Source organism: Pseudidiomarina gelatinasegens, assembly GCF_004025325.1.
Taxonomy (GTDB): Bacteria; Pseudomonadota; Gammaproteobacteria; order Enterobacterales; family Alteromonadaceae; genus Pseudidiomarina; species Pseudidiomarina gelatinasegens.
The window spans coordinates 1-2,821 of sequence record NZ_RSFE01000020.1; the positions used below are offsets into that span (position 1 = coordinate 1).

Annotated in this window: 3 protein-coding genes; all 3 read right to left on the bottom strand. The window is 42.0% G+C overall.

Annotation, left to right across the window (positions count from 1 at the left end; genetic code table 11):
• Positions 1-122 precede the first annotated feature (122 nt).
• Positions 123-1,004, bottom strand: coding sequence for a tetratricopeptide repeat protein (locus EGC76_RS11815; RefSeq protein WP_128353202.1), 882 nt, complete (start codon positions 1,002-1,004; stop codon positions 123-125).
• Between the two features lie 189 nt (positions 1,005-1,193).
• A complete protein-coding gene (locus tag EGC76_RS11820; RefSeq protein ID WP_128353203.1) occupies positions 1,194-1,544 on the bottom strand; it encodes a hypothetical protein in 351 nt (116 codons plus the stop codon).
• A 292-nt stretch (positions 1,545-1,836) separates the two neighbouring features.
• The gene (locus tag EGC76_RS11825) at positions 1,837-2,649 is read right to left on the bottom strand and encodes a DUF2971 domain-containing protein (RefSeq protein WP_128353204.1); all 813 of its coding nucleotides are present in this window, start codon (positions 2,647-2,649) and stop codon (positions 1,837-1,839) included.
• Between the last annotated feature and the right edge of the window lie 172 nt (positions 2,650-2,821).

A 2,821-nucleotide genomic window follows, 5' to 3' on the forward strand; every position in this document is an offset into this window, starting at 1 on the left:
TGCTGTTTCCAGTCTAAATTCCGGGCTAAAGTTTGGACGGTTCTTCTTTGTCATTTTGTCACCTAATTTTGCTATGCTGTCATCATAACAGCTCTAATCAGGTGGCCAAATTAACTATGCCACTACATGTTAAGCCACATATGCGCATACACCATGTCGCTCAAGACGCCTCGACCTTGAGCATACATCACGCCTAAACGATTTTGCGCCTTAGCATAACCTTCCTCTGCTGCAAGTTGATACCACGTCGCCGCCTCAGCGTCGCTTTGTGGCACACCTTGACCAAGATCATGCATCAAACCTAAATTGTACTGTGAAGCAGCAGCTCCTTGCTCTGCTGCAAGCTGGAACCACATAGCTGCTTGAGCGTCGCTTCGCGGCACACCTTGACCTTCGAGATACATTACACCTAAATTGTGCTGAGCATCAGCAGAACCTAGCTCTGCTGCAAGCCGAAACCACTTTGCCGCTTCAACGATACTCTTCGGTACGCCTAGGCCTTTGGCATACTTCATACCTAAATTGTATTGTGCAAGTGCATAACCCTGTTCTGCAGCAAGCCGATACCATTTAGCCGCTTGAGTGTCACTCTGTGGCACGCCTAAACCCTTGGCATACATCACACCTAAATTGGTTTGTGCAGCAGAAACTCCTTGCTCTGCAGCAAGCCGATACCACTTCGCCGCTTCACCGTCACTCTGCAACACGCCTAGACCATTGTCATAGCTTAAGCCTAGATGGTATTGTGCAGTAGCATCACCTTGCTCCGCCGCAAGCCGATACCACTTCGCCGCTTGAGTATCACTCTGCGGCACGCCTAAGCCTTTGGCATACATCACGCCCAAATTGGATTGTGCATCGGCATCACCTTTCGTAGCGCTGACACAAATTTCCCTAAACCCAGCGTTTGTAAGGCGCTCACATTCCGATGCGCTGGCATATACCGATGTATTCAAACTGACATTCAGGACCATGAAAAAAAATACCGTAGCCTGTTTGAACATAACAATATTCCTTATAACTTAATATGCACACGAACATCAGCTATTGAACTAGCTTTAACTCACGGTTCTGTGAAGTTACTTTACACACTTTCAAACGCAAGACGTTTAGTGTCTGCTATCTGCTCGCCAGCCATAGTTTGCACTATTTTAGTGGCATAGTTAATTTCAATTGGAAGCTAAGCCCAAATATTATTCACCAACATACTTTAGAAAGCGCGCATTTGCCTGAAAACAGGTGCTACCACGCCAACTGGGGTGTGAAACATTGTATAAATGAATAGCGTCCGCACCTTCCGTGCATGCTTTCTCTTTTATTTGCTTGATTACTGTTTCAGCGTCGCATGAAAGACTAAAACCAGTATCTCTTATTTGTATCTCGCCAATAACTTGAGTCTTTCGATGTAATTCTAGATTTTCACTGTAAAAATCAATTGCACAATTTTCTGACTTCGACTCTAACCCATCTTGATACCTTACGTAGTGATTGGAAGCTGAACATCCTGATAAAGTTAATAAAATCAATACAAAAATATTCTTCATGTTCTAACCGGCCCCTTTATAAGATTGATATAGCGTTCCTTACACTTAAGCAGGCATTCCCCAGCTAATTTGAGAAGGTAAAACTACCTTTAACAGTTTATCTCACATTACAACCATTCTAAGATAGATGTAACATTAACAAAAACGCAACTTGAAGTGTAATCCGCCCGAAAAATCGGAGCAGTTTTAATTGGATAATTGAACAAGATTGAAAGATGTTGGACATGACCCAAATATTCTTTACTTCATTTGACAACCTTTCATGTCGATAAAACACGAAATAATCGACATTTTAATCTGAGCTCAAATCAGTAATAGGATGATTGGGAACGAATACTTTATAATGTCTTTCGGACAACCTAGCTCTGTATAATGCTACATCTCGCTCAATATCCGCTGACGCTTCTTTAACAGCTTTCTGTAGCTCAGTATAGTTGTCAGCTGATATTCGCGCTCCGGCGATTACAGACTTCAAAAACAAAGCCCGATTATAGGGATGAATACCTTTTCCAGTATTCTTAATAATTCTCACTTCCTCTTCATAGGACCATTCATGTGATTTAGTAAGTACGCAATCTCTCCAGTTGTCAGGATTAGTCAAATCTATCTCTGGACGATCTTCAGAATAGATTACCTCTAATGGAGCCATATCAAGTAAGTCCTTTTCACTTGCTATTTCAGTATCGAACTCAAACTCTACTAAAAAGCCACGATGACAATCCGCATAATGCGCCCACATTAAAGGACTAGTTGGGTTTAAGGACATACTTAGTATTCCAATATTTTGAAGAATCTCCTCCGTAAACTGTCCTGACTCCAAATGCTTTCTCAATAAATGCTCCCACCTACTTCTATTCTGGACTCGCTCAGCAGGACTCAAACCTTTAAATTCGGCCACTCTCATGTTCAAGGGGGAGCTTGATCTTGAATAATCCTTGAGGCGTTTAATGTTAAACACAAGCGCTGTCTCGAAGGGATCGTTAAAGTCGCTCGGATGCGTATATTTTAGTGTTCCATTTCTAATTACGTTTAAAGACCCATTATTAAACGGCAAATACTTGTAGCATAGAAGTCTTTTGTCGGTATTCCATTGCTTCTCAATCAAGAAGCCTCCTGCTTACTAATTTGAGCTAAATATAACTTTAGTTGATATTGTTACCAACGGCGTAAAATTGATCCACTGACAACGGTTTAAAAGTGATCCACCTGAGGCATCATAGCTGCACTTTTCAATAAGACAAGGCGGCCTAACATGCTAACTCAGGAGCAACTAGTGG